At 71.5% G+C, this 22,044-nt stretch carries 16 protein-coding genes and 1 pseudogene; 9 read left to right on the top strand and 8 right to left on the bottom strand.

The features are described 5' to 3' along the window. The first annotated feature begins 433 nt into the window (after window positions 1-433). The 3 genes from UW392_RS58550 to UW392_RS58540 all read left to right on the top strand — a co-directional run bounded on the left by UW392_RS58550 (window position 434) and on the right by UW392_RS58540 (window position 4,288). Window positions 434-1,792 carry a hypothetical protein gene (locus tag UW392_RS58550; protein ID WP_320783665.1) on the top strand — a complete coding sequence of 453 codons (1,359 nt, stop codon included), beginning with the start codon at window positions 434-436 and terminating at the stop codon, window positions 1,790-1,792. 98 nt (window positions 1,793-1,890) lie between these two features. Next, window positions 1,891-3,822 carry a hypothetical protein gene (locus UW392_RS58545; protein WP_320783664.1) on the top strand — a complete coding sequence of 644 codons (1,932 nt, stop codon included), beginning with the start codon at window positions 1,891-1,893 and terminating at the stop codon, window positions 3,820-3,822. Beyond that, the gene (locus tag UW392_RS58540) at window positions 3,809-4,288 is read left to right on the top strand and encodes a hypothetical protein (protein ID WP_320783663.1); all 480 of its coding nucleotides are present in this window, start codon (window positions 3,809-3,811) and stop codon (window positions 4,286-4,288) included. Before UW392_RS58545 ends, UW392_RS58540 begins: the two co-directional genes overlap by 14 nt. A 15-nt stretch (window positions 4,289-4,303) precedes the next feature. Here the strand turns inward: UW392_RS58540 and UW392_RS58535 are convergent, their stop codons facing one another. Continuing rightward, complete coding sequence (locus UW392_RS58535; RefSeq protein ID WP_320783662.1) at window positions 4,304-5,170, bottom strand: ABC transporter permease; 867 nt, start codon at window positions 5,168-5,170, stop codon at window positions 4,304-4,306. Then, the gene (locus tag UW392_RS58530; protein ID WP_320783661.1) at window positions 5,167-6,078 is read right to left on the bottom strand and encodes an ABC transporter ATP-binding protein; all 912 of its coding nucleotides are present in this window, start codon (window positions 6,076-6,078) and stop codon (window positions 5,167-5,169) included. The genes UW392_RS58535 and UW392_RS58530 overlap by 4 nt, the downstream gene beginning before the upstream one ends. Window positions 6,079-6,211: 133 nt before the next feature. On the opposite strand from UW392_RS58530, the gene UW392_RS58525 reads away from it, so the two are divergent. Both UW392_RS58525 and UW392_RS58520 read left to right on the top strand, forming a co-directional pair. Beyond that, entirely contained in the window at window positions 6,212-7,417 is a 1,206-nt protein-coding gene (locus UW392_RS58525) for a sensor histidine kinase (RefSeq protein ID WP_320783660.1), read from the top strand. Further along, window positions 7,414-8,076 (top strand): response regulator transcription factor, encoded by a 663-nt coding sequence (locus UW392_RS58520; RefSeq protein ID WP_320783659.1) that lies wholly within the window; start codon window positions 7,414-7,416, stop codon window positions 8,074-8,076. The genes UW392_RS58525 and UW392_RS58520 overlap by 4 nt, the downstream gene beginning before the upstream one ends. A gap of 80 nt (window positions 8,077-8,156) precedes the next feature. Here the strand turns inward: UW392_RS58520 and UW392_RS58515 are convergent, their stop codons facing one another. The 3 genes and pseudogenes from UW392_RS58515 to UW392_RS58505 all read right to left on the bottom strand — a co-directional run bounded on the left by UW392_RS58515 (window position 8,157) and on the right by UW392_RS58505 (window position 10,570). Further along, on the bottom strand, window positions 8,157-8,870 hold the full coding sequence (locus UW392_RS58515; RefSeq protein ID WP_320783658.1) for a 3'-5' exonuclease: 714 nt from the start codon (window positions 8,868-8,870) through the stop codon (window positions 8,157-8,159). 62 nt (window positions 8,871-8,932) lie between these two features. Next, a pseudogene (locus UW392_RS58510) lies at window positions 8,933-9,238 on the bottom strand (exonuclease domain-containing protein); the annotation flags it as partial. A 93-nt stretch (window positions 9,239-9,331) separates the two neighbouring features. Continuing rightward, window positions 9,332-10,570 (bottom strand): SAV2148 family HEPN domain-containing protein, encoded by a 1,239-nt coding sequence (locus tag UW392_RS58505; RefSeq protein WP_320783657.1) that lies wholly within the window; start codon window positions 10,568-10,570, stop codon window positions 9,332-9,334. A gap of 331 nt (window positions 10,571-10,901) precedes the next feature. On the opposite strand from UW392_RS58505, the gene glgX reads away from it, so the two are divergent. From glgX to UW392_RS58490, 3 genes are all read left to right on the top strand, one after another. Beyond that, window positions 10,902-13,022, top strand: a complete 2,121-nt coding sequence (glgX, locus tag UW392_RS58500; RefSeq protein ID WP_320783656.1) for a glycogen debranching protein GlgX — start codon at window positions 10,902-10,904, stop codon at window positions 13,020-13,022. A gap of 180 nt (window positions 13,023-13,202) precedes the next feature. Beyond that, window positions 13,203-15,617 (top strand): malto-oligosyltrehalose synthase, encoded by a 2,415-nt coding sequence (gene treY, locus UW392_RS58495; RefSeq protein WP_320783655.1) that lies wholly within the window; start codon window positions 13,203-13,205, stop codon window positions 15,615-15,617. A gap of 162 nt (window positions 15,618-15,779) precedes the next feature. Further along, complete coding sequence (locus tag UW392_RS58490; protein WP_320783654.1) at window positions 15,780-17,027, top strand: M14 family zinc carboxypeptidase; 1,248 nt, start codon at window positions 15,780-15,782, stop codon at window positions 17,025-17,027. A 46-nt stretch (window positions 17,028-17,073) separates the two neighbouring features. Here UW392_RS58490 and UW392_RS58485 read toward each other — a convergent pair whose 3' ends face one another. Then, a complete protein-coding gene (locus UW392_RS58485; protein ID WP_414497589.1) occupies window positions 17,074-18,432 on the bottom strand; it encodes a M14 family zinc carboxypeptidase in 1,359 nt (452 codons plus the stop codon). A gap of 119 nt (window positions 18,433-18,551) precedes the next feature. Next, on the bottom strand, window positions 18,552-19,103 hold the full coding sequence (locus tag UW392_RS58480; protein ID WP_320783652.1) for a DUF1707 and FHA domain-containing protein: 552 nt from the start codon (window positions 19,101-19,103) through the stop codon (window positions 18,552-18,554). A gap of 172 nt (window positions 19,104-19,275) precedes the next feature. Between UW392_RS58480 and treZ the strand changes: the two genes are divergently transcribed. After that, window positions 19,276-21,021 carry a malto-oligosyltrehalose trehalohydrolase gene (gene treZ / locus UW392_RS58475; protein ID WP_320783651.1) on the top strand — a complete coding sequence of 582 codons (1,746 nt, stop codon included), beginning with the start codon at window positions 19,276-19,278 and terminating at the stop codon, window positions 21,019-21,021. Window positions 21,022-21,081: 60 nt separating this feature from the next. Here the strand turns inward: treZ and UW392_RS58470 are convergent, their stop codons facing one another. After that, window positions 21,082-21,990, bottom strand: a complete 909-nt coding sequence (locus UW392_RS58470) for an aminoglycoside phosphotransferase family protein (protein ID WP_320783650.1) — start codon at window positions 21,988-21,990, stop codon at window positions 21,082-21,084. Between the last annotated feature and the right edge of the window lie 54 nt (window positions 21,991-22,044).

Below are 22,044 nucleotides of genomic sequence, written 5' to 3'. Positions count from 1 at the left end.
AAGCTCGCTTGAATGCGCCTGCACCACAGGCTGCTGATCCAGTTCCTGCGGCACTGGGGCTGCTGAGGTTCGAAGTCACCTTCCCGGACAGTCGATCGGCTGTCGTGGACTGGACGTACGAGCCTCAGCAGCGGCTGCTGCGGGCACTGGGTACCGAACTGGCGGATTCCTGCGCCGTGGGCCAAGGCACAGGGTCTCCTCATACGCTGCGCAATCGTGCTCGCTCCTGCCTCGAATGGGCACGCTGGCTCACATCGACAGAGCATGTGGAGCTACGCGTGGGCGACCTCCTGCCCCGCCACCTGGACGGGTTTGAGAGCCATCTGCGCGAGAGATATCCGGAATCCTCCAGGACCCCGTACACGCGTATCTCCGATGTTGTCTGGATCTTGCGGCGCTCAGCGACAAGGACGCAGGTCTGTCGCCTGCTCTCGTGCGGCGCCTCGCCCATACCTCCGCCGGTCCGGTCGGTTCGTACACCCCGCGCGATGCCTATTCGCCGTACGTGGTGGAGCAGTTGCGCGCTGCCGCCCGCTCCGACGTCGACCAGGCTCTACGGCGGCTGACGCTGGAGGGACCCATGCTCCTGGAGCAGGGACAGGACCCTCGGGTGGCGGGATGGGACTCCGACGCCAACGTGTTGTGGGAGATCCACCGGAGCCGTGGAATGCTCACGCGCCAACAGTTGGCCCAGCAGGTCGGCCAGTCCTTGGCCGACGAGCATTCCCCCGGCCGTCTGGCACCTCTGCTCTATCCCACAAGCCGCGATCTGTTCGCTCTGCTGCTTCTGTTCTGCCTCGAAAGCGGAATGGAACTGGAGGCGGCCAGGGACCTGACCTCCGACTGCCTCAAGAACCCGAACCGCGGTTACGTACAGATCGAATACCTCAAGCGCCGTCGGCATGGTCAGGAATGGAACACGATCCGGGTCAGGGACGGCTCGTCCAACTCGCCGGGGGGTCTGTTGCGGCTGGCCCTTCGGCTCACGGTCGCCATCAGAGAGACCACCGGCTCGTCCGCCCTGTGGCAGTTCCGGACGAAAGAAGGCATCCTGACCACGGGCTTCAGCACGAGCGCGGTGACGCACATGGCGCGGCGCTTCGTCTCGGCTCACGGCATCAGCGACGAAAGCCGCCCTGTGGAGCTCCGCTTGTCACGGCTGCGGAAGACCTACAAGGCAGCCGTCTACAAGGTCACTGGCGGCAGGATGTCGGCCTTCGTGCAAGGACACTCGCCCGATGTCGCCGCAGCGCACTACGCGAACATCCCCTCGCTGCGCGACCTGCACGAACAAGCCGTGGCTGATGGCCTGCAGGACGCCTTCAACGAGGCCCGCAGTCCCTCGGTCCTTACCCCGGAAGAGGAGGAACACCTAATTCAACGCCCCATCGAGGCGGGGCAGTTACTTGGAGTGCCTCCGAAGGAAATCGGACCGCTCCTGTCCGGAGCATCCGATCTGTGGCTGTCGTCCTGCCGCGACTTCTTCGACTCGCCTTTCGGCACCAAGGGCAAAGCGTGCCCGGTGTCGTTCTTCGGCTGCCTCGGCTGCGGAAACGCGGTTATCACCCGTAGGAAACTGCCCGCCATCCTGGCGTTCCTCAACCACATCGAGGCCGAGCGGGCCAAGACACCCGAAGCGGAGTGGACGGCGCGTTTCGGCGAGGCCCGTAAGCAGATTCTACGACTGATCCTTCCGAAGTTCAGTGCGAGCGACGTCCTCAGTGCCAAGGCCGTAGCCGAGTCCTTGGAGCCACTCCTGTTCCTGCCCTCCAACCTGTTCGGAGGCCTCTGATGTCCACAATCCCCCTCCCACACGATCACGGTGCTTCCCACCCCATCGGCACCGCGCCCGTTCTGTCCGGACGTCCACTCGTGTGCGACACGTCCCTCGTGCCACGGTTCGGAGACGAGGTCTGGAACCTGGGCGTCGCAGGTTTTGCCGGAAACCGGTACGCCAGCGAGTTCCTGATCGACTTCAGGTCGCTTGGCGACGCCGTGCGCCGTGAAGCCGCACGCGAGTTCCTCTTCTGGAGGCTCAACACCCGTCCCGCCCGGGGTTCACTGCCTTCCGTCTCGACGGTCGCAGCAGAGTGGTGGAACCTGCGCTGCTTCCTCCGGTTTCTCGACACCGAGCACGACGGCATTCGCCTGGACGCGGTTACGCAACCGGTCCTCGACTCCTATCTCGCTCACTGCCGAGGCGAAGGGCTGCTCACGAACAGCCTTCGCCATCGACTTCAGGTAATCCCGCGCCTGTACCTCGCGGCACAAGCTGTCACCACTGACGCGTTGCTTATCAACCCGTGGAACGGCCGCCCCATCGCCCGGGTCGTCGGCGGCGAATCGACGCGCAAGGGCGAGAACGTGACCCCCAGAATCCCGCCCCAGGTGATCAGCCCAATGGTGCAGGCGGCACTGTTCTACGTCCGTACCGCGGCAGCGGACATCATCAACGCACGCGCCGAACTCGGAGAGCTGGAAGCTTCCGTCGAAAGCATCCACTGCCTGTCCCTCAAGCGACTTGAGCGCTATTTCGACGGCCTTGCCAGCGACGGACGGGGGGTCCCCGTGTTGGACGGGACGGGACGGCAGTCGCGACTGGCCGGCTCGCCCGCCTACACGTACATCATGCGGAAATCCGGAGCCGGTCGAGAATTCGCCGACGGCGTCTACAACGAGTGCATCGACCGAGCACTGGAGCGACTGGGGCCCGAGCCCGGCGGCATGGAAACGCTTGTAGCCCTGCACCCTCAGACGGATCTCCCCTGGCGGGGCAGATTCAGCCCCGCCGCCGTACCTCATGAGGAATTGCTCCTCAGGACCGCCTGTTACATCCTCATCGCCTATCTGTCCGGAATGCGCGACTCCGAGGTGAAGGAACTGCGGGACGGCTGCCACTACACCGAGCGCAGTGCGGATGGCGTCGTCGTTCGTCACGAACTACGTTCTCAGCTCGTCAAGGGCGGGCGTGGCACGGCGGAGAGCTGGGTGGTCATCGAGCCCGTCGCCGAAGCCATCGGCATCCTGGAACAGCTGCCCCATCGAGAAGCACTGTTCTGCCGACCGGTGACACGTGAGCGGTATACGACGGTCTCAGCCAACCGGATGAACGAGAACCTCAACACATTTCGGGCCCACTGCGCTCGCATCGGCTTCCCCGTGCCCGACATCGACGGGGAACCCTGGAACCTCACCACCCGCCAGTTCCGCAGAACCGTGGCGTGGCACATCGCCCACCGCCCCTATGGCACGGTCGCCGGAATGATCCAGTACAAGCATCTCTCCGTTGCCATGTTCGAGGGGTACGCCGGTACCTCAGCCTCGGGTTTCCGCGCGGAGGTCGCAGCCGAAGAGGCCATGGCACGCTTGGCGGACGTTGTGGAGCGCTACGAGGACTTCAAGGCCGGTGTCCGCTCATCCGCACCCGGCAGCGCGCGGACCGACAACGAGTTCGCGCGCGTGCGGGAGGAACTGCAGGACTTTCCCGGGCGAGTGGTCGATGAACGCCGCCTCCACGCCATGCTCAGGACCACGGCACACACCCTGCACGTCGGAACGCTGAACGACTGCTACTACCAGCCCGAAACCGCCCTCTGCCGAACTGCTGGCGCGGACCAGCCCATGCTCAACAACTGCCGTCCCGATCGTTGCGGGAACTCGACCATCACGAACCGCCACCGCCCAGGGTGGGAAGCCGCGCGCGGAGACACCGAGCGAGCCCTCGCCTTCGTCGGGCTCTCCGACCTGCAGCGCACGGCTCTGCGGCAGCACCTGAGCGACATCAACAAGGTGATCGAAGGCGTCGACCATGCCAGCGACTGAACGCATCGAGGCTGCCCTCCGCGCAGCCGGTGAACGCCTGCTCAAGGGAGCACCCATACGTAGTGACGGTTCCCTTACCGTCGCCTCTCTGGCCGCCGAAGCAGGCATCAGCCGAGCCAGCGCGTACCGCTGCCCCCAGGCCGTGAACGACTTCCGAACGTCCGTCGCCGCGCAGGGGGCCACCGGCTCGTCCTCGACCACGCTCAGACAGGAAGTCCTGGCTCTGAAAGCAGCAGAGCGCAATCTTCGCCGGCAACACGCCCGAGAGGTACGCGAGCTGCGCACTTCGATCGACGTCCTGGCACAGCACGTGCAGTACCTCACCTTGGAGAATCAGCGCCTCACCGAGGCCAACGACCAGCGCAACGGCGTGACTCGCATCGACAGGGTCGCCCGGCAGCCGAGGAACGGGCGCGAACCCACAGCACAGGGAGCCGCCGGCCCGGACGGCGCGGGTGGAGAATGAGCTGCGGGCCCGCCCTCACACGTCCCGACGCCGCACCACGAGTACAGCAGTAGCCACGGCCAGGGTGGTCCACGCACCGTAGACGATCCACGCCTCGGTGACTGTCAACGGGAACGTGCCCAGGTCGTGCGCCCGCACAGGGTTCGTCACCAGCCGCTTCCAGGCGCTGAGCGGCATGGCGTTGCCGATCTCCCTGACCCACCGGTAGCGCTCTCCTTGGAGAAGTGCTGGTAGGAGCAACAGCAGGGCGATGACGGTGACGATGGAGCCGGCGGCGTGCCGGACGACCGCCGCCACCGCCATACCGGCCAGCGCACACAGCGGTGCGAGCAGGGCGGCCGCTGCGACGGCGCGCAGTGCGCCCGGGTCGCTCAGCGACAGCCCCCCGTACTCCTTCAGCAGCATCTGGGTGACGCCGAAGGAGGTGCCGGAGACGAGCGTGCCGAGGGCCAGCATGACGGCCGACATCACGGTCACCTTGGCGGCGACCACCGCCTGCCGGTCGGGTACGGCGGCGAAGGTCGTACGGATCAGCCCACTGGAGTACTCGCCGAATACCGCGATCCCTCCCACTGTCGCAGCTATGATCATGAACAGCTGCCAGGCGGGATCGACGAACGCCGTGTGCATCGGATCGAACAGGAACTCGGGGCGGGACGGACCCCCCGGCTCCGGCGGCAGCTGCTGATGCGCCAGCCGGTCCGCATTCGACGCCGCTGAGTTCACGTTGATGCCGATGACGGTCAGCGCACCACCACCGAGCACCCAGTAAGTGGAACGCAGCGACCAAAGTTTGATCCACTCGGCGGCAAGAAGATGGCGGAACCGAGCAGACACACGGACCGGGAAGCGGGCGGGCACCCTGTCGTTCACGGAGGTCATCGAGCAGCTCCTGCTGGGTATTCGACGCTTCCTGCGGTGAGTTCCATGAACGCCTCCTCCAGTGAGGCCGACTGCGGGCTGAGCTCGTACAGCCGCACCCTGTGCGTGAAGGCGAGCTCACCGATGCGATCCGCGGACAGACCGGTCACCGTGTATGCCCCGTCGTCTTCCGCCCGGACCGTCGCGCCTTCTCCTGCCAACAGCCCGGGAAACACAGCGGCGTCGGGTGTACGAACGCTCACCCGCAGCGGTGCGCCGCGGGCTGCGAAGTCCCTCAGACTCTGCGCCGCGATCATCCTGCCGCGGCCGATGACGATCAGCTCTTCAGCCGTCTGCTCCATCTCCCGCATCAGATGACTGGAGACGAGCACGGTGCGGCCCTCCTCCGCCAGGTGCTTGAAGAGGCTGCGCACCCAGCTCACCCCCTCAGGGTCGAGGCCGTTCAGCGGCTCGTCGAAGAGCAGTACGGGCGGGTCGCCGAGCAGGGCTGCCGCGATTCCGAGCCGTTGTCTCATCCCCAGCGAGAAGCCGTCGATTCTACGGTCGGCCGCGTCCGCCATGCCCGCCTCTGCCAGCACCTCCACGACCCTCCTGCGCGGCAGGCCATTGCTGACCGCCAGGGCCGTCAGATGGGCACGGGCGGTTCGGCCACCGTGCACGTCGTGGGCGTCGAGCAGAGCGCCCACGTGTCGCAGCCCACGAGGACGGCCGCCGAACGGCTGCCCGTCGACGGTGACCGTACCGCCGGTGGGCTGGTTCAACCCGAGGACCATCCGCAGCGTCGTGGTCTTCCCTGCGCCGTTCGGGCCCAGAAAACCGGTGACCACGCCTGGCCGCACGGTGAAAGACAGCCGGTCGACGGCGGTGATCCGGCCGTAGCGCTTGGTGAGTTCCGTTGCTTCGATCACGGCGTCCACACTGCCGGGACGGAGCTCTCTGGGGCATCGGACCTCGGCCCGCAATCCGAGTGCGGCAAGTAGCCCCCGGGAGTAAGACCGTGGGCCAATGCCGGGGTGCGGACCGCTTGCCTATGATCGGCGCATGAAAGCCCCGCAGGACACTCCGCGGTCGCTCCTCGCCCAGATTCCGGCCTGGTGTTCAGGCCTCGCATACGCCGTCCTGCTGTACGTCGTCGTACTCGGCACCGGCCGGGACCTGACCGGCATGCGCCTGCTGCCGGCGGCACTGCTCGCCGTTCTGCTGTTGCCTCTGGTACTGCGCCGGACGCTGCCCGCCCTGGTGCTGCTGCTCCTCGTCTCCTTCGCGGCGACCGTGCGGGCGGACTCGGCAATGGCCGCGGCACAGCATGTGATGGGCATCGTGCCGCCGGCTCAGACGCAGGCGTGGCAGATCGCGTTGTTGCAGGCAGTCCTCACCGATCTCACCGTCGGACGGCTCGCCGCCACCCGGCCGGGACGTACCCCGGTCATCGCCGCCCTGGTGGCGCTCGGCGTACAGATCGGGGGCGCGAGGTACTACCGGGAGGGCACTGCGGAGTTCCTTGCCGCCTCGGCCGCCCTGTTCCTGATGATGGTCACCGCCTGGACGGTCGGGTACTCGGTCCGGGAACGCCGCCAGCACACGGCAGCTCTGCGGGCGCGCGTCGCCGAGCAGGCCGTTGTCGCGGAGCGGCTGCGGATCGCCCGGGAACTGCACGACATGGTGGCCCACAGCATCGGCGTCATCGCCATCCAGGCCGGAGTGGGTCGGCGCGTCATCGACACCCAGCCGGCAGAGGCCCGCAACGCTCTCGCCGCCATCGAGGACACCAGCCGTGACACCTTGGCGGGCCTGCGCCGGATGCTCGGCGCGCTGCGGCAGGCGGACCCCGTGGACGGTGCGCCGCTCGGCCCGGCACCGGTGCTCGCCGATCTCGACGCGCTGGCGGCGCGGACCCGGGACGCGGACGTGCAGGTGGACATCGAGTGGCGGGGCGAACGGCGGCCGTTGCCGACGGAGATCGAGCTGTCCGCGTACCGCATCGTCCAGGAGGCGATCACCAATGTGGTCCGCCACTCGGGCGCCGACGCCTGCCGGGTGACCATCGACTGCCAGGAGGACGACCTGTCCATCGAGATCACCGACTCCGGCCGCGGCCGGTCCGGCCTGCCCGGTGCGGCCGGCTACGGGCTGACGGGCATGAGGGAGAGAGCTGCGCTGCTGCACGGCGACTTCACGGCCGGACCGCGCCCTGAAGGCGGATTCCGCGTGGCGGCACGGTTCCCGCTGCCGACGGCGGCTACATGATCAGGGTGCTGCTCACCGACGATCAGCCGCTGGTCCGGCACGGTCTGCGGGTACTGATCGCCGACCGCCCCGGGCTGGAAGTGGCAGGCGAGGCAGCGAACGGTGAGGAGGCGGTGCGGCTCGCGGCCCGGCTCGCGCCGGACGTGGTGGTGATGGACATCCGCATGCCTGGCATGAACGGCATCGAGGCCACCCGGCAGATCACCGCAGTCTCCGGCACACCGCCGAAGGTCCTCATCCTCACCACGTTCGACGACGACGAGTACGTCTACGGCGCGCTGCGTGCAGGAGCCGGCGGCTTCCTCGTCAAAGACATGGACATGGACCAGATCCTCACCGCGATCGAGGTCGTCGCCGCTGGCGACGCCCTCATCGCACCGAGCGTGACCCGCCGCCTGATCGCCGAGTTCGCGGCCCGCCCCGATGCCGCCCCGCCGCCCCCACGACCGGTGGAGGGCGTCACCGCCCGCGAACGGGAGGTGCTCACCTTGGTCGGCCGTGGACTGTCCAATGCGGAGATCGCCTCGCAGCTCCATATCAGCATGGCCACGGCGAAGGCCCATGTGGGCAGACTGCTGACAAAGCTGAATGCGCGCGACCGGGTGCAGTTGGTCATCCTGGCGTACGAGCTGGGGCTGGTGACGCCGACGCGGGGATAGGGACGCCGCGCCATCCACCGCGAGCTGCTGTCCAGCGCCGCGGCCACGAGCCGGTGTCCGGCTGACGATCGAGCCGGCTGTCAGCCGCCATAGGGGATGACGGGCCAGGCCGACTCGACAGTCGCCTTCGGGTCAGAGGTACGTCGAAGGTATTTCTGCAGCGACTCGGCCTGCTCGGCTGCGGCACGAACCTGCAGGTCGTGCAGGTCCATCGGCGCCAAGGTCCCTATGACGGAGTGCTTGACCCCCATGGATCGCGCCGCATGTGCCGCGGCCACCGCGTCCGCGACGGCGTTGTGCGCGTCTTCGAGCGGCACCCCGTAGTGCGCGCAGAGGGCCTGGAGATTCCGCGACCCCTTCCGGTACCGATCCACATGCTTGTCCAGCACCAAGGGATCGATGACGGGCGATGCATTCCCGGGCAACCGGTCGCCCAACGGCGCTATCCCATGCCGTCGGCACTCACGGTCGAGGAGGGAGAGATCGTACCTTGCGTTCATCACCACCAGCGGGCTCCCCGAGTTCAACACCTCGGTGACAGCCGAAGTGATCTCTTCGATCGCCGGAGCCGCCTTCATCCCGTGCTCGCGGGCATGTTCGGTGGAGATGCCGTGGATGGCCGAAGCCTGCGGTGGGATGACAACTCCCGGGTCGAGCAGCCATGTGCATGCCGCCGGAAGCTGCCCGTCAGGATAAACCGCCACCACGGCCGCAGTGACGATCCGGTCGGTCTCGATGTCGGTTCCTGTGGTCTCCAGGTCGAAGGCCACCAGCGGTCGGCTGGTCCAGCTCATCGCAGACCCCCACTCACCAGCACGCCCTGAGACACGTGAGACGTTATTGCGGTGCGCGGATAAAAGGCGGCGTTGTACGCGACGACCGGGACGCCCGCCCGCCAGTGGTCGGCGAGGACGTCCGCGACCGCGTCGGCGACCCGGTCGGCGGGGCTGCCCCCGGCCGTTGCGCGCTCGTTGCTGATGCCGTGCACGGCGACCGCCTCGGCCGGGATCTCCACGCCGGGGTCGGCCAGCCACTCGCGGCGCGCGCCCGGCTCACCGTCCCGCAGCTCGATGACCGCCGCCGTGACGATGCGTGCCTCGTGCGGGTCCGTGCCGGTGGTCTCCAGGTCGAAGCCGATCAGCGACTCCCGGTGCCAGCTCATGGTGGCCCCCTCCTCAGTGGTGCTGTCCCCCAGTGGTCCCCACCTTCGCACGGGCCACTGACAACCGGACCACCGTCTTCCGCTTCATCGGGGTCACGAAACCGGGCGGGAGTCCGCCCAGGCCAGTTCGAACTCCTCGCGGTACGTCTCGAAAAGGCACCCTTCGTCCCTCTCGTCCGCCTTGAGCAGCCGGCCGCCGCCGCGCAGCACGAGCACGGGTGACTCCATGCCGCGCGAGCGGCGCAGGTACGTCTGGACGACCGCGACGCCGTCGGAGCCGTCGCCGTCCACGAGGTACGCCGTGAAGCGCGGCGTCTCGTCGAACACCTGGATCTCGAAGGCCCCCGGATCGCGCAGCTTGGACCGCACCCGGCGCATGTGCAGGATGTTCATCTCCACCGCGCGGCTCAGCTCGCCGCGCTTGACGCCGAGTTCGCGCTCGCGCCGCTTCACCGCGCTGGACGCCGGGTTCAGGAACAGCAGCCGCACCCGGCTCCCCGCTTCGGCGAGCCGCACCAGCCGTCGCCCGGAGAAGTTCTGCACCAGCAGGTTCAGGCCGATCCCGATGGCGTCCAGCCGGCGGGCACCGCCGAAGAGGTCCTCCGCGGGGAACTGCCGCAGCAGGCGCACGCGGTCCGTGTGCACCCCCACGACGTCCGCGTACCGGTCGCCCACCAGGTCCTCGACCGCGTCGACCGGCAGCCGTCGGGCGGAGGGCACGTCGCCGCCCGTGCCGAGGATCTCCAGGAGCCGGGCGGAGGCGCGCTCGGCCTGGGCCAGCACGGCCTCCGACAGTGCCCGGTTGCGGGAGACGACGTTCCGCGTCACCTCCAGCTCGTCGAGCGCGAGTTCGACGTCGCGCCGCTCGTCGATGTACGGCTCGAAGCACGGCCAGTGCTGCACCATCAGCTCGCGCAGCTGGGGCAGGGTGAGGAAGCTGATCACATTGTCGTCGGCGGGGTCCAGCAGATAGCCCTTGCGGCGGCTGACCTCCCGGACGGCGACCGCGCGCTGCACCCACTCCTGTCCGGCGGGCCCGGCGGCGGCCACCACCCAGTCGTCGCCGTGGACGGGCTCGTACACGGGGCGCAGCACGGCGGCCACGACCGCGCGCAGCCGCTGTTCGACGAGGTTCAGCCAGATGTAGGCGCGGCCGGCCCGCTGGGCGCGCGTGCGCACCTCACGCCAGGCGTCGGCGTTCCAGTCCAGTTCCGGACCGATGGACCCCCTCTCCACCGGCCGCGCCAGCGACACCGCGCCGGGTGGGACCTCTGTGGGGTTCCCCTCGTGACCCTCGTCACCAGGAGGCAGCTCCAGCCCTCCCGAGCCCACCCACGCACCGCCTTCCGCACCCCGGGTCAACCCCTGTTCAACGATCAAGGAAGGGTACTCCGGGAGCGGTGGGCGGTGCAGCCGGATGGGCAGGTCGTTTCCCAACGGGCTGTCGCGGCGCGGCCGTTCCGGTGCGTGCGCCTGGCCGGAGTGAGCGGTTCCACAGCCGACGCGCCCCGCGGGCGCCGGGTTCACGATCCGGCCACGGGAGGGCGTGGGACGGGGGCCGATCGGGAAGAGGGGCGTAAGTCATAGGTGCGGCCATCACTTTCGGGGACACTCGACCGCAAGACGCTCCCTGTGGCACGGCCCAACTGAAAGAGTCGTTTCCATGCAGGTCTGGCCTGGAGAGGCATATCCACTCGGTGCCGCGTACGACGGCGCCGGCACCAACTTCGCGGTCTTCTCGGAGGCCGCCGACCGTATCGAGCTCTGTCTGCTGCACGACGACGGCTCCGAGACGGCGGTGGAACTGCGGGAGACGGACGCGTTCGTCCGGCACGCGTACCTGCCCGGCATCATGCCCGGCCAGCGGTACGGCTACCGCGTGCACGGCCCCTACGAGCCGGAACGCGGACTGCGCTGCAACTCGGCGAAGCTGCTGCTGGACCCGTACGCGCGCGCCATCAGCGGTTCCGTCAAATGGGGCGAGGAGGTGTACGGATACCATTTCGGCTCCCCCGACAGCCGTAACGACCTCGACTCGGCCCCGCACTCGATGGCCTCGGTCGTGGTCAATCCCTACTTCGACTGGGGCGACGACCGGCGCCCCCGCACCGAGTACCACCACACGGTGATCTACGAGGCCCACGTGAAGGGCCTGACGATGCGGCACCCGGGGCTCCCGGAGGAGCTGCGCGGCACCTACGCGGCGCTCGCCCACCCGGCGATCATCGAGCACCTGACCGAACTGGGGGTGACCGCGCTCGAGCTGATGCCGGTGCACCAGTTCGTGAACGACCATCGCCTGGTGGACATGGGCCTCGGCAACTACTGGGGCTACAACACCATAGGCTTCTTCGCCCCGCACAACGCGTTCGCGTCCTGGGGCGACCGCGGGCAGCAGGTGCTGGAGTTCAAGTCGGCGGTGAAGGCGCTGCACGAGGCCGGCATCGAGGTCATCCTCGACGTGGTCTACAACCACACCGCGGAGGGCAACCACCTGGGGCCCACGCTCTCCTTCAAGGGCCTGGACAACCCCTCGTACTACCGGCTGACCGACGATCCGCGGTACTACATGGACACCACGGGGACGGGCAACTCGCTGCTCATGCGCTCCCCCCACGTCCTGCAGCTGATCATGGACTCGCTGCGGTACTGGGTGACCGAGATGCACGTGGACGGGTTCCGCTTCGACCTCGCGGCCACGCTGGCCCGGCAGTTCCACGAGGTGGACCGGCTGTCGTCGTTCTTCGACCTGGTCCAGCAGGACCCGGTCGTCTCCCAGGTGAAGCTGATCGCCGAGCCCTGGGACGTCGGCGAGGGCGGATACCAGGTGGGCAACTTCCCGCCGTTGTGGACGGAGTGGAACGGCAAGTACCGCGACACCGTGCGGGACCTGTGGCGGGGCGAGCCGCGCACGATGGCGGAGTTCGCGTCCCGGCTGACCGGCTCCTCCGACCTGTACCAGGACGACGGGCGCCGCCCGCTGGCCTCGATCAACTTCGTCACCTGCCACGACGGCTTCACCCTGCACGACCTCGTCGCGTACAACGAGAAGCACAACGAGGCCAACGGCGAGGACAACCGCGACGGGGAGAGCCACAACCGCTCCTGGAACTGCGGGGCCGAGGGCGATACGGACGATCCCGAGGTGCTCCGGCTGCGGGCCCGCCAGATGCGGAACTTCATGGCGACGCTGATGCTGTCCCAGGGCGTTCCGATGCTCAGCCACGGCGACGAGTTCGCCCGCAGCCAGGGCGGCAACAACAACGCGTACTGCCAGGACAACGAGATCTCCTGGGTGCCGTGGCCCGAGGAGGGCGACGACGATCCGGGCGGTCTGCTGGAGTTCACGCGCGCGGTCGTGCGGCTGCGCAAGGAGCACCCCGTCTTCCGGCGCCGCCGCTTCTTCCACGGGCGGCCGGTCGAGGGCACCCACGACGAGCTCTCCGACATCGCGTGGTTCACCCCGGTGGGCGAGGAGATGACCCAGCGCGACTGGGACTCCGCGCAGGCGTCGGCGCTGACCGTGTTCCTCAACGGCAACGCGATCTCCGAACCGGACGTGCGCGGGCAGCGCATCTCCGACGACTCGTTCCTGCTGATGTTCAACGCCTCGCACAGACCACTGGAGTTCGTGGTGCCCGTCAACCACGGCCGCCAGTGGCAGGTCGTGGTCGACACCTCCCGCTCCGACGGGGTGGCGCCGGACACGGGTGCGAAGGTCAAGGCCGGGGACCGGCTGACCCTGCCGGACCGGAGCATGACGGTGCTGCAGCGGCCGGCGTAGGTACCGGCACACGCGCGCGGACCGCCCGGGTGAGCCGTTCACCCGGGCGGTCCGCCGTGCGGCGGCACGGGTGCCCGGACGACGGCGGACGCGGTGATCATGGCCGGGCACGGCGGGCCCGCCCGCGGTTCCCACGGGCGGGCGCGCAGGTTCCCCCGGCGAGCGGGTACGTAGGGTGGCATGACACCTGAGCGTTCCGGTCCCCTGAGCGACGCCGTGCCGACCACCCCCACCGCCACCTACCGCCTCCAACTGCAGCCGGACTTCCCCTTCGCCGCCGCGGCGGACGCCGTGCCGTACGTGGCCTCGCTCGGCGTCTCGCACCTGCACCTGTCGCCGGTGCTGGAGGCCGTACCGGGCTCGGAACACGGGTACGACGTCGTGGACCACGCGCGCGTGCGCGGCGAGCTGGGCGGCGAGGAGGCCTTGCGGACGCTGTCGCGCACCGCGCGGGAGCACGGGCTCGGCCTGGTCGTCGACATCGTGCCCAACCACATGGCGATGTCCCCGCGCCACAACCGCGCCCTCGCGGAGGTGCTGCGCGAGGGCCCCGCGTCACCGTACGCGCGGTGGTTCGACATCGACTGGGACGCGCAGGACGGGCAGGTGCTGCTGCCGCTCCTCGGCGGGCCGCTCGGCGACGAGCTGGACCGGTTCGTGGTCGACGGCCACGAGCTGCGCTACCACGACCACGTCCTCCCGCTGCGCGAGGGCACCGAGAAGCTGCCGCTGCCGCAGCTCCTGGACGCCCAGTGGTACCGCCCGGTGTGGTGGCGGCTGGCCCGCACCGAGCTGAACTACCGGCGGTTCTTCAGCATCTCGGAGCTGATCGGGGTGCGGGTCGAGGACCCCGAGGTGTTCACGGCCACCCACGCCAAGATCCTCCAGCTGCTCGACGAGGGCGTCGTCGACGGGCTGCGCGTGGACCACCCGGACGGCCTCGCCGACCCCGAGGCGTACCTGCGCCGGCTGCACGGGGCGACCGGCGGGCGCTGGACGGTGGTGGAGAAGATCCTCGCCGAGGGCGAGGCGCTGCCGGCGGCGTGGCCGGTCGCGGGCACCACCGGCTACGACGCGCTGCGCCACGTGGACGGTCTCCTCGTCGATCCGGCGGGCGCCGGTGAGCTGCTCGGCCAGTACCGGCGGTACGCGGCCCCGCAGCCCGACCGGGGCGGCCACTGGGAGGCCACCGTGCGGCGCGCCGCGTACAAGGTGCTCACGCACGAGCTGGCCACGGAGGTGGACCGGCTCACTCGCGTGGCGCACCACCTGTGCGTCCACGCCCCCGATCCCGCGCTGCGGGACCACGCCCCCTGGGCCCTGCGCACCGCGCTGTGCGAACTCCTGGTGCGTCTGGAGGTGTACCGGCCGTACGCCTCCCAGGACGCCTCCGCGGTCGTCACCGAGGAGGCCGCGGCCGACGCGCGCACCACGTTCGTGGTCCCCGAGGAGGCACGGGCCGTCGACACGGTACGGAACCTGGTGCTCGGGCGCGCGGGTGCGGGCCCGGGGGCGGAGGAGTTCCGCACCCGGTTCGCGCAGACCGCGTCCGCGCTGCGCGCCAAGTCCGTGGAGGACACCGCGTTCTACCGCTACGTGCCGCTGCTGTCGGCGAACGAGGTGGGCGGGAACCCGGGGAACCCGGCCGTCGCCCCGCGGACCTTCCACGCGTACTGCGCGCGCGTGCAGCGTGACTGGCCGGCCACGGGCACGGTGCTGTCGACGCACGACACCAAGCGCAGCGCCGACGTGCGCGCCGCGCTGGCCGTGCTCACCGAGTGCCCCGAGCGGTGGGCCGGCCTGCTCGCCGAGGTGACCCGCGAGGGCCCGGTCGTGCCCGACGCCCAGCTGGCGTGGACGGCCTGGCAGACGGCGTTCGGGCTGGGCCCCGCGGACGGGGAGCGGCTCCGGGGAGCCCTGCTCAAGCACGTGCGGGAGGCCGGTCTGCACACCTCCTGGACCGAGCAGGACGCCGGGTACGAGCGCGCGGTGGCCGAGTTCGTGGCCGCGGGCCCGGCCGACGACCCGCGCGTGGCCGCGCTGCGGGACGGGCTGGCGCCCCACATCCGGGCGAACGTGCTGGCCGCGGCGCTGGTCCAGCTGACGATGCCGGGCGTGCCGGACGTCTACCAGGGCTCCGAGGACGAGTACCGGGCGCTGGTGGACCCGGACAACCGGCAGCCGTTCGCCGGCCGTGAGCGGCCCGGGGGGCCTTCGGAGAAGTCCCGCGTCACCACCGCGGCCCTGGCACTGCGCCGCCGGCGTCCGGAGGTGTTCGGGGAGACGGCGACGTACCGGCCGCTGACCGCGGAGGGCCCGGGCGCCGCGCACTGTGTCGCCTTCGCGCGCTCCGGCGAGGTCGTCACGGCCGTCACCCGGCTGTCGCTGCGGCTGGACGAGGCGGGCGGCTGGGGCGACACCCGGCTGGCGCTGCCTCCCGGCCGGTGGAGCGACGTCCTCTCCTCGAAGCGGGAGGAGCAGGGGGAGCAGGGGGAGCGGGGGGAGCAGGGGGAGCAGGAGTTCGAGGGACACGTACCCGCGGCGGAGCTCTTCGGGCGGCTTCCGGTGGCCCTGCTGGAGCGCGTGCGGGAGTGAGCGGGCCGGCCCGTCGCCGCTCCACCGCACCGGTCATATAACTCCCCTCCGGTGGCGCGTGCTCCCAGGCGCCCCCTGGAGCCGCCCCCGTCCCCTCCTTGACACCGATCCGGGTGCGGGGAGACTGCGAGAGGCGGGTCCGGGCGGACAGGACGGGGGTGGGTGCCCTTGCAGGAGCTGCGCTACCCCACGGTCACGGAACTGCAGTCGGCCGCCCGGGCACTGGCGGCCCACCGCCCCGCCACGTGCACCTTCCGGCAGGTCGGTGTCTCCCGCGCGGGGCGGCCCCTCCAGCTGCTGTCCGTGGGCCACGACCCGCACGCGGTCCTCGTCGTCGCCGGCGCCCACGCCAACGAGCCGACCGGCGGCTCGACCCTGCTGGCACTGGCCGAACGGGTGTTGCGCGAAAGGGAGTTGCGGACCGGTGCGTCCTGGCACTTCCTGCTCTGCGCGGACCCGGACGGGGCGAGTCTGCACTCGACCCCGGCCCCGCGCACCCTGTTCGACTACCACCTCGGGTTCTTCCGCCCGGCGGGGCCCGAGCAGCCCGAGTGGTCTCCTTCGGTGCTGCCTCCGGACCGCCTGCCGCCCGAGACCCGTGCCCTCCTCCGCGTCATCGACGAGCTGCGGCCCTACCTCCAGGTGACCCTGCACGGGACCGATCTGGGCGGCAGCTGGGTCCAGCTGACGAAGGACGTCCCCGGGCTCGCGGAGCCCTTCGCGAAGTCCGCGGCCGAGCTGAACATCCCGGTGGAGACGAGCGCCTCCGACGCCGCCGGCTGGTCCGCCGCCGGGCCCGGCGTGCGCGTGATGCCCGACCCCGGTCCGGGCGCGGCGCGCCCGGGTGTCCAGGACGACGCCCGGCACAGCACCTGGTACCACGCCCACCGGTACGGCGGGCTGACCGCCGTGGTCGAGGTGCCCATGTGGGCGAGCGACCTGGTGGACGACGCCGTGCCGCACCCGGCCCCGGCGGCGGCGCTCGGGGAGCTGGCGCGCCGGCTGCGGGAGGACGCCCGACTGGTGGAGCGGATCCTCGCCGGGGCGCTGCCCCGGCTGCCGGGTGCGGAGGGGCCGTTGCTGCGGGCCGTGCGGTGGGCGCTGGCACTGGTGCCGGGGCTGGCCGCGGACTGGGCGCGGGGAACCCCGCCGGACACGACGGTGGCGTACGTGAGCAGTGTGGAGGCCTTCGGGCGGCGGCTGCCGCTGCGCGCGGCGGCGATGCTGTTGCGGGTGCTCCGGGAGACCGACGACCGCGCGGCGCCGCGTCTGGAGGAGCTGGTGGCCGCCTGGAGCGGGGCCTTCGCGGAGCGGTTCGGCGCCCGCTGGGTGCCCCTGGAGAACCAGGTGGAGCACCAGGCCCGCACCGTGGTGACGGCGGCGCGCCACGCACGGGACCGCACGACGTGAACCGCTCTCCTTCGGGGCGCCGGCACAAAGAGGTGTACGGCGGGCCTCACCTCCCGGCCCGGCTCATCCTGGGCGGACCGGAGCCGGGGTCCCCGCGCGCCTGCCGCCCGGCCAGGTCGAAGGCGGCGAGCACCACGCGCGCCTGGTACTCCACCTGGCACCCCAGCGGTATCCAGCGCGCGCCGTGGCCGTCGCGGTAGTCCGCGCACCAGGCGTCGATGAGCCGGTCCAGACGGAGCAGCACACCGGCCGGCCCGTCCCCGGCGCGGCGGACGAGCTGGTGCAGCAGTCCCGCCGTGCGCAGCGCGATGCGGCGCGCCGAGAGGGCGAGGGCGGTGAGCCGGGCGGTGTCGAGCGGTGGCAGCCGGCGGGCGCCGGCGGTGCCGGGCTCCCAGGAGTCGGCGATGCCGGGAGCGACCAGGACGTAGTCGTCGACGGCCGCGAGCAGGCGGGCCGCGTCGGGGCCGGCGCTCACCGAGGGCCGGACGCCGGCCAGGATGCCGGCGAGGAGCGCCGTGTCGCGGCGCAGCGTCCCGGCGACCGTGCGCAGGACCGCGTCGGCGTCCGCGGGCCGCGAGGCGTCCTCCACGGCCCGTACGCCCCACATGGGGGCCTCGACGACGGCGGTCACCGTGCCGTAGGCGTGCGGGTGGAACCAGGTGGAGTCCACCGCGGCCTCCGTGAGGGCCGCGGTCAGGTCGCCGGGGCGGGGCGGCGGGATGCGGTAGACGGCGGGGCCGAGCGTCGGCCAGTACAGGGTGTCGTAGGGGCCGAGTTCGCGCGGTACGCCGAGGTGGGCGGCCGCGCGCGCGAGGCGCTGCGGGAGGCCGGGCAGGTCGCGGGTCAGCTCGACGAAACCGCCGCCGATGTCGACGCCGTGCAGGGAGCACTGGAGGAAGGGACGCAGTTCGTCCTGGACGTCGAGCAGGGCCCGGGTCTCCGGCAGGACGGCCCCGCCGGCGCCCTCCGGAAGCCACTCGGGCTGCTCCAGGAAGCCCGGGCGGAAGAAGTTGCGGAAGTAGTGTCCGAGCGAGTAGGGGCCCGCCAGCCAGCCCTCGTTGCGGCGGGAGCCGTCGGGGTCGAGGCACAGCAGCAGGTTCCAGGTGGTGTCGGCGCCCTCCCGCAGCCGCCGGTCGGCGAGGACCCGTTCGGCGAGACGGAGCGCCGTGGCGCCGCCCACGGGCTCGTTGGCGTGGGGTCCGGCGACGACGAGGACGTGCCGGCCGCCGTGCCCCACGGAGAGCAGCCACAGGGGCGTGCCCGCCCGCGAGGTCCCCACCCGGCGCAGCCGGGCCCGGCCGGGGTGGAGCGCCGCGAGTGCGGCCGCGCGGGCGCCGAGCTCGTCCACGGTGGGGTAGCGGAGGAGCGGGCTCGGGGAGTCCGTCGACACGGCACAGTGAAACACGTGGAACACGTGGACGACAGAGGCACTTCTTCACCGGAATCCCGGGCCGGGGTACAGGTGTCGTACGGGTGGGGAACGGGGGCCGGACCGCCGGGCCCCCGGGCCTCAGGGCCGGCGCCTCACCCCGACGCCAGCCGGAACGCCAGGTGCCCGAAGCTCACCTGGTCGCCGTCGCGGACCACGGCCGCGCCGGTGACGCGCCGCCCGTTGACGGTCGTGCCGTTGGTCGAGCCGAGGTCACGCAGCACCCACAGCCCGCCCTGGCGGCTCAGTTCGGCGTGCACCCGGGAGACGGTCTCGTGGTTCAGCCGCAGCCCGTTGGCCCGGTCGCGTCCTATGCGCAGCGGGGGCGCGCCGCTCGGATGGGGCAGCAGCAGCTTGGGGAGCCGCTCGGTCTGCCAGGCCCGGCGCAGCCCCACGGTGAAGCCGGAGACCGCCCGGACGGTTCCGAACACCGCGCGCGACCAGCGGTTCTCGCCCCGCAGGTCGGCGGTGAGCGCCGCCAGTTCGTCGGGGCGGCGGGCGGCGAGCGCCAGCTCCATGCGCCGGACGAACGTGTCGTGCGAGAGACGGCCGAGGGCGACGCCGTCGCGGAGGACCTTCAGCGCCCGGTCGCGCTCCGCGTCGGACAGCCGCGCGGGGTACGTGTTGAACTCGAAGGACGACGTCACGCAGGTGATTGTCGGTCAGCTCGGCCCGGGTGTCCAGAAAGCGCGGAACCGGCTGTCCCCGGTCACCCGCGGTTCCCCGGCGGGCAAATGGGCCGTTTCACCGGCGAGGTGATCGCGGGTGCCGCACCATGGACGGGTTACCTCACGTACCGCAGCCGAAGGGGAACCGTCCGTGCAGTTCGAGGTGTGGGCACCGCTGGCCGACCGGGTGACGCTTCATCGCGCGGACACCACGCGCGCGTTGGACCGCGATCCGGAGCGTGCGGGGTGGTGGACGGGTGAGGCGGAGGCGGCGGACGGCACGCGGTACGGCTTCGCGCTCGACGACGGCCCCGTGCTGCCCGATCCGCGCTCCCGCCGCCAGCCGGACGGACCGGACGGGCTCAGCGCGGTGGTCGACCACGAGCGGTACGCGTGGCGCGTGCCGTGGGCCGGGCGCGGACTGCCCGGCGCGGTGCTGTACGAGCTCCACGTGGGCACCTACACGCGCGAGGGCACGCTCGACGCGGCCGCCGAGCGGCTCGGGCACCTCGCGGACCTGGGCGTCACGCACGTCGAACTGATGCCGCTGTGCCCGTTCCCGGGGACGCACGGCTGGGGGTACGAGGGGGTGTCGCTGTGGGCGGTGCACGAGCCGTACGGCGGGCCCGAGGCGCTGAAGCGCTTCGTCGACCGGGCCCACGAGCTGGGCCTGGGCGTCGTCCTGGACGTGGTGCACAACCACCTGGGCCCGTCCGGCAACTACCTGCCGTCCTTCGGGCCGTACTTCACGGACAGGCACCACACGCCCTGGGGCGTGGCCGTCAACCTGGACGCGCCCGGCTCGGACGAGGTGCGCGCGTACTTCGTCGGCAGCGCCCTGGCCTGGCTGCGCGACTACCGGCTGGACGGGCTGCGCCTGGACGCGGTGCACGCGCTGAAGGACACGCGCGCGTGCCACTTCCTGGAGGAACTGTCGACGGCCGTGGACGCGCTCGCCGAGGAGGTGGAGCGGCCGCTGTTCCTGGTCGCCGAGTCCGACCTCAACGACCCGCGGCTCATCACCCGGCGCGCGCAGGGCGGGTACGGGCTGCACGCGCAGTGGAACGACGACTTCCACCACGCGCTGCACACCGCGCTCACGGGCGAGTCCCAGGGCTACTACGAGGACTTCGCGCGCGCCCCCTTCACGGCGCTGGCGAAGACGTTCACCGGCGGCTACTTCCACGACGGCACGTACTCGACGTTCCGGGGCCGCGGCCACGGCCGCCCGCTGGACCGTACGCGCGTCTCGGCGCACCGGCTGCTCGGCTACACGCAGACCCACGACCAGATCGGCAACCGCGCCCAGGGGGACCGGCTCGCGGCGGGCCTCTCCCCCGGGCTGCTCGCGTGCGCGGCGGCCCTGATGCTCACCTCGCCCTTCACGCCCATGCTGTTCATGGGCGAGGAGTGGGCGGCGGGCACGCCCTGGCAGTTCTTCACCGACCACACCGACCCGGAGCTCGCCGAGGCCGTGCGCCGGGGCAGGCGCCGGGAGTTCGCGGAGCACGGGTGGGCCGAGGAGGACGTCCCCGACCCCCAGGACCCGGCGACCCGTTGGCGCTCCTGCCTCGACTGGTCGGAGCCCACGCGTGAGCCGCACACGCGCGTGCTCGCCTGGTACCGCTCGCTGATCGCGCTCCGCCGCTCCCAGCCCGACCTGTCGGACCCCGATCTCGCCGAGGTGCGGGCCGCCCACGACGAGGCGGCCCGCTGGTTCGCCTTCCGCCGCGGTGACGTGCGGGTGGCGGTCAACCTCGGTCCGGAGCCCGCCGCGATCCCGCTCGGTGTGCACCGCGCGCGCGTACTGGCCGCCTGGGAGCCCGTCGGGGCGCCGGGCCCGGACGGGGTGCTGCACCTGCCCGGCGAGTCGTGCGTGGTGCTGGCCCAGGAGTGACCCGGGCGCCCGCCGCCCCGGCCCGGGCCCGCCCTGCCCCCTTCCGCCGGTCCTCCCCCGTCACCGCTCTTCCGGCAGGTCCGTGACCCGCTCCAGGAGGATGGCCTCCCAGGCCCGGCGCAGCCGGCCGCGCAGCAGCGGGAGCGGCGTGCCGTCGCGGCCCCGGAGGCGGTCGGAGAGGCGGACCACCGTGTCGCAGCGGGCCAGCCACAGGCCGCGCAGACAGGGACGGGCCCCGTACCCGGCGAGCGTGGCGGCGCGGACGGCGGCCGGGGAGCCGACGGCCAGGGCGAGCCCTGCGATGTCCTCGGCGGGGTCGCCGACCGCCGCGCGGGTCCAGTCGAGGACGCCGCGCACCCGGCCGTCGGCGCTCACCACCAGGTGCTCGTCCGTCAGTCCGTGGTGCACGAGCACGGGCGCGGACGCGGTGAGCCGGTCCGCGGCGGGCGGGGTGAACCGGCCGAACCCGTCGTCGAACTCGTCGGCCCGGGCGAGGTGGTGGGCCGCCCTCGCCGCGGCCGCCCGCAGGCCCTCCAGGGAGCGCGGCGCGGCCCGCGGGACGCCCAGCGCCCCCGCCTGCGCCACGGGCACCTCGCGCAGTCCGGTGAGCAGTCCCGCCAGATCGGCCTCGCCGAGCGCGGAGACCGCGTGGTCCTCGCCGCTGGAACCGGGCAGCCTGACGTCGAGGGTGTACGCGAGACGGGGCGCCCACTCGCCGTGCGCGACGCTCACCGGTACGGCCGTCCCCAGGTGCGGGCGGACCAGGTCCCGCAGCCGCAGTTCGCGCCGCAGCCGTACGGTGGCCTCGTGGTCCGGGGCCAGGCGCAGCACGTGGCGGGTGCCGACCCACCAGGTGCGGTGCGCGCCGCCCTCGTCGACGGGCCGCACTTCGGGTCCGTCGCCGCCTGGCAGCAGGGAGCGGACCAGTCGGCGGACGGTGTCCGCGGTGGGTGTCGGTGCCTGGGTCATGGTCGGCCGTCGTCATCCGGGTGTCGGGGTGTCGGTGGGCTCCTGTGGTCGGGT

The sequence above is a fragment of the Streptomyces sp. CRN 30 genome (genome assembly GCF_034105845.1).
Note: the sequence above shows the minus strand (reverse complement) of the source record. Positions and strands in the feature narration are given on the sequence as shown.